The sequence below is a fragment of the Pseudomonas lactucae genome (assembly GCF_016937615.1).
Lineage (GTDB): Bacteria > Pseudomonadota > Gammaproteobacteria > Pseudomonadales > Pseudomonadaceae > Aquipseudomonas > Aquipseudomonas lactucae.
Genome location: NZ_JAFHKI010000268.1, coordinates 1 through 646 on the forward strand (window position 1 = coordinate 1; position 646 = coordinate 646).

At 69.7% G+C, this 646-nt stretch carries 1 pseudogene; it reads right to left on the reverse strand.

Going from position 1 to position 646, the window contains the following annotated elements:
• A pseudogene (locus tag JWR98_RS29195) lies at window positions 1-646 on the reverse strand (DEAD/DEAH box helicase); the annotation flags it as partial.

The window sequence follows — 646 nt, forward strand, 5'->3', positions numbered from 1 at the left end:
CGTTACGCGGGCCGCTGCGCTTGGCAGGTGGCGTACCGGTGGTGCCGCCGCTGCTGTTGCGCGGGCCGTTCTGACGAGCGCCCTGAGGCTGGCCGCTGCGTGGAGCTGCCGCGCCAGCGCCTTGTGCGGGTGCACCTGGACGACGGCCACGGCCCTGGGCCGGTTTGGCCTGGGGCACGTAGTCGACGCGGTTACCGAAGTTATCCACGTCGTCGTCGAGGAACTCGTCCGGAGCGCGGTCCGCGGCGGCGCGTGGCGGCTGGCTCGGCTGACGCTGCTCGCGGGCCGGGGTGCCTTCGCGGGGCTTTTGTTCACGGGCCGGGCGTTCGCCACGGCCGTTGGTCGGCGCTTTTTCCTTGCCGCCCTTGTCCTTGCCCTTGTCGCGACGACCACCGCCACCACCGCCGCCGTTCGGGCCATCACCCTTCGGACCGCGCGGGTTGCGTGGGTTACGCACGTCCGGACGCTCGCGCGCTTCAGGCTTTTCGGCCTCCACGGCGCTGGAATCGAAGCCCATCAGGTCGCCGTCGGCGATTTTCTGCTTGGTCATGCGCTCAATGCTTTTAAGCAGTTTTTCTTCGTCCGGTGCGACCAGGGAAATGGCCTCGCCCGAACGACCGGCCCGGCCGGTACGGCCGATACGGTG